Annotated in this window: 4 protein-coding genes; 1 reads left to right on the plus strand and 3 read right to left on the minus strand. The window is 60.3% G+C overall.

Going from position 1 to position 3,674, the window contains the following annotated elements; all coding sequences use genetic code 11:
- On the minus strand, positions 1 to 781 hold a 781-nt coding region (locus B3V69_RS18065; RefSeq protein ID WP_296448453.1), incomplete at its 3' end, for an AAA family ATPase.
- Positions 782 to 990: 209 nt separating this feature from the next.
- Positions 991 to 1,314 (minus strand): Grx4 family monothiol glutaredoxin, encoded by a 324-nt coding sequence (gene grxD, locus B3V69_RS18070; RefSeq protein WP_296448455.1) that lies wholly within the window; start codon positions 1,312 to 1,314, stop codon positions 991 to 993.
- A 252-nt stretch (positions 1,315 to 1,566) separates the two neighbouring features.
- On the opposite strand from grxD, the gene B3V69_RS18075 reads away from it, so the two are divergent.
- The gene (locus B3V69_RS18075; RefSeq protein ID WP_296448457.1) at positions 1,567 to 2,043 is read left to right on the plus strand and encodes an FKBP-type peptidyl-prolyl cis-trans isomerase; all 477 of its coding nucleotides are present in this window, start codon (positions 1,567 to 1,569) and stop codon (positions 2,041 to 2,043) included.
- Positions 2,044 to 2,054: 11 nt separating this feature from the next.
- Here the strand turns inward: B3V69_RS18075 and B3V69_RS18080 are convergent.
- On the minus strand, positions 2,055 to 3,674 hold a 1,620-nt coding region (locus B3V69_RS18080), incomplete at its 5' end, for a potassium transporter Kup (protein ID WP_296448458.1).

Here is a 3,674-nt window from a genome sequence, read left to right on the forward strand (position 1 = left end):
GGTACAGGTTGCGGGCAATCTGGCGCGCCGCCTCAGCTGACGGCGGCTCCACCGCAAACACATTCATGCGGTTCAAAATCGGCTCGGGAATAGCGCGCTCGTCGTTGGCCGTGGTAATCCAGATCACCTGGCTGGCGTCAATCGCCACCTCGGCGAACTCATCGGTGAAACTCTGCGCCGTGTCGTGCTCCAGCAGGCTGTACAGCGCGCCCAGCGGGTCGTACTGCGCGTCTGCGCTGGCCTTGTCAATCTCGTCCACCACGATCACCGGGTTGGCGTATTCGCCGTCCACCAGTGCCTCGAACACCTTGCCCGGTTTCGCCCCTTTCCATTGCGAGGACGAGCCCGACAGCAGCCAGCCTGCGGTCATGGAGCTCATCGGCAGCAGGCTCATGCCGGTGCCCAGCAGCTCAGCCAGCTTTTTGGCGAAGTGGGTTTTGCCAATGCCGGGCGGGCCGAGCAACAGGATAGGGGTGAGCTCCAGCCCGTCACGGCTGTCCTGCGCCAAGGCGACATGGCGCTTGACGTCATCCAGCACCTCGGTGAAATTGGGCAGCGCGTGGTACAGGCTTGCCATGTCGGGCACGCCCGAGGGTTTGACCTGAAAACGCTGCGGTCCGCGCTCCAGCATGCGCCGGTAGGTGGCGCGCAGGCTGTCGTGCTCGTTCTCCTGCAGCTTGGCCAGCTTGCGCTCGACTTCATCGGGCTGGAACACGCGGCGCATTTGCGCCACCGGCAAGTGAAACGGTGAAGACTGCGGAACTAGACTGCGAGATTCCATGATGGACTCCTGAGTAATTACTTCCAAGCAACAACCACAGCCTCATTGAAGCACGAGTGCGGTCCACTCTTAACGCACTAAAAGCACCTTTAAGTGACATTGTTCAGTCGAATACAAAAAAAGCCACCGCGAGGTGGCTTTTGATCGGGCAGGCGAAACTTGCGCCGCACCGCGCTCGTGTGAGGCCGGCTTCGGCCCCGGCGTGAAGGTCAGGCCTTGGGCGCCAGCGCTTGCTGCAGTTCGCCGTTCTCGTACATCTCCATCATGATGTCCGAGCCGCCAATGAATTCACCCTTGACGTAGAGCTGGGGAATGGTGGGCCAGTTGCTGTAGTCCTTGATGCCGGCGCGAATTTCGTCGTCTTCCAGCACGTTGACGGTCTTCAGCGTCTTGGGGTCCACGCCGCAGGCCTTCAAGATCTGGATGGCGCGCCCTGAAAAGCCGCATTGGGGGAAACTGGCGTTGCCCTTCATGAAAAGGACCACCTCGTTGTTTTTAACCAGCTCGTCGATGCGTTTTTGCGTGTCGCTCATGTCAAAAGTTCCAATAAGTAGATGGCGCAATTATTTCACCTTCGCCTGTAGCCCGCCGCAGGTAACCCTGCAAGGTGAAGGGCTGGAGCCTGTTTGCTATTAAAAAAGTAGCATATGGCGCTTATTCCACGAGGGCTAGCGGTCAATTTAATACATAAAAAGCAAGCCGACGGCGATCCTGCCCCTTCAGTTCGGCCCGCCCATGCGCGAAAATAGCGGCCTGATCATCACAGCTCCAACCCAAACACACCTATGAAAATCGAAAAAAACACTGCCGTCACCTTGCGCTACAAGGTGGCCGATACCACGGGCAAACTTCTGGAGGAAAGCCGCGAGCCGATGGTTTACCTGCACGGGGGCTATGGCAACACGTTTCCCAAACTGGAGGAAGCGCTGGAAGGCCAATTGCCGGGCTTCCAGACGACGGTTGAACTGCAGCCGCAAGACGCCTTTGGCCTGCGTGACGAAAGCCTGGTGCAGACCATCCCCAAGACCCAGTTCCCACCCGGCGTGAAGGTCGGCGGGCAGCTGCAGGGCCATGGGGACGACGGCCATGCCCAGGTATTCACGGTGATGAAGATCAAGGGCGACACCGTCATGCTGGATGGCAACCACCCTTTTGCCGGCAAGGCCTTGCGCTTTACCGTCACGGTGACCGAGGTTCGCGCCGCCACCGAAGAAGAGATCACGCACCGCCACGTGCACGGTGAGCACGGACACCACCACTGAGCACTGACAGATCAGATTTGCACCCGGGTCCCGAGTTCGATCACGCAATTATTCGGCAGGCGAAAGAAGTCCGCCACGCTTCCTGCGTTGCGGGACATGATGGCAAACAGGGCTTCACGCCAATGCGCCATGCCGGCGCCTTTGGTCGGCACCACAATTTCCCGACTGAGGAAATATGAAGTCTCAAACAGGTTGATCGGCAAGCCCTGCGATTGGCAGAGCTCCAGCGCCTTCGGGACATCCGGTTTGTTTTTGAAACCGTAATTCACCTGCACCTTCCAGAAGCCAGGTACCAAGGGCGTGACTTGAACGCGCTCCTCGAACGCAATCCATGGCACGTCATGGAACACGACGGTGAGGATCAGATTGCGCTCGTGCAGCACCTGGTTGTGTTTCAGGTTGTGCATGAGGGCCTGCGGCACGGTGTCCGGGTTGGCGACGGCGTAGATGGCGGTGCGCGGGACCCGGTGCACGGCATCGGCTGACAAGGCCGTGATAAAGGGCAGCAGCTCGGGGTCATCGTGGCGGATATTGTCAATCAAGAGCTCGCGACCGCGCCGCCAGGTCGCCATCACCATGAAGATCGCCAGGCCCAGCACCAGCGGAAACCAGCCACCCTGAAAGAACTTGAGCGAACAGGACACGACCAACAGCGTATCGAGGGCTAAAAACACAGCGGTGGCCGCCAGCGCCACCGGCAGCGGGTAGCCCCAGCCATCGCGCACGACAAAGAATGTCAACGCGGTGGTGATCAGCATCGTCATGGTCACCGCGATGCCGTAGGCCGACGCCAGCGCGGAGGAGCTGCCAAAGCCCACGACGGCCAGTAAAACGGAGACCAGCAGCAGCCAGTTCACTTCCGGCATGTAAATCTGCCCGATCTCCTTGGCCGAGGTGTATTGCACCTGCATGCGCGGCAGCAGCCCCAGCAGTACCGCCTGTTTGGTCATGGAATAGGCACCTGAAATCACCGCCTGGGACGCGATGACGGTGGCCAGTGTGGCCAAAACGACCGTCGGTATGAGCCAGGCGGAAGGGAACAGGCGAAAAAACGGATTCGCCAGCGCCGACGGGTCGCGCATCAGCAGCGCGCCTTGCCCCATGTAATTGATGGTCAGGGCCGGCAATACCAGGCCGAGCCATGCCAGCTGGATCGGTCGTTTGCCAAAGTGCCCCATGTCGGCATAAAGCGCTTCGACCCCCGTGAATGCCAGCACGATGGCGCCCACCGCCACAAACATGTGCCAGCCCTGTGAGCGCAAAAATTCAAAGGCGTTCAAGGGGTTGAGCGCCGCCAGAATGGCCGGTTGCCGAATAATCTCTGTCACGCCGGTGATGGTCAGCACGGCAAACCACAGCATGATCACGGGCCCGAACATCTTGCCCACCAGCCCCGTGCCAAAGCGCTGGACCGCAAACAGGCCGATGAGCACCGCCACGGAAATCGGCAGCACATAGGATTTGAAGGCTGGCGTCACCACCTCCAGCCCCTCGACCGCGCTGAGCACGGAAATGGCCGGTGTGATCACGCTGTCGCCATAAAACAGGGCGGCGCCAAACACGCCCATCAGCAGCAACACCGTGCGCCGCCGCGCAGTTTTGCCGGCCGCGTTGGCGGCCAGCGCCGTCAG

This window comes from Rhodoferax sp. UBA5149 (assembly GCF_002413825.1).
In the GTDB taxonomy this organism is placed as follows: domain Bacteria; phylum Pseudomonadota; class Gammaproteobacteria; order Burkholderiales; family Burkholderiaceae_C; genus Rhodoferax.

Excerpts from the sequence above, each read along its gene's own strand:
- grxD (WP_296448455.1), bottom strand. The coding sequence starts at position 1,314 with ATGAGCGACACGCAAAAACGCATCGACGAGCTGGTTAAAAACAACGAG.
- B3V69_RS18075 (WP_296448457.1), top strand. The coding sequence starts at position 1,567 with ATGAAAATCGAAAAAAACACTGCCGTCACCTTGCGCTACAAGGTGGCC.